This is a genomic window from Massilia genomosp. 1 (assembly GCF_011682185.1).
In the GTDB taxonomy this organism is placed as follows: Bacteria; Pseudomonadota; Gammaproteobacteria; order Burkholderiales; family Burkholderiaceae_D; genus Telluria_A; species Telluria_A rubra.
The window spans coordinates 1-222 of the sequence record NZ_WHJF01000697.1 but is presented as its reverse complement, the minus strand read 5'-3'; the positions used below and the strand labels follow the sequence as shown (position 1 = coordinate 222).

The window sequence follows — 222 nt, the reverse complement described above, 5'->3', positions numbered from 1 at the left end:
CGTTACCGCAACAGTCGGGACGTTCTTGGCGAGCTGCGCAACGTCACAGTGAGCCAGTCGGGCGGCAAGTGGTTCGTGTCGATTCAGACGCAACGCGAGGTCAATGGCGAACGCCATTCAGGCACCGGGAAAATCCTGCCCGAACAGCCATTGCCAACGGCGACGAGCGCCATCGGCATCGATGTCGGCATCGCCCGCTTCGCCACGATGAGCGACGGCAGC

At 63.1% G+C, this 222-nt stretch carries 1 pseudogene; it reads left to right on the top strand.

Features of this window, described 5'->3' with window-relative positions:
- Nucleotides 1–222, top strand: a pseudogene (locus tag F1735_RS38700) (hypothetical protein); the annotation flags it as partial.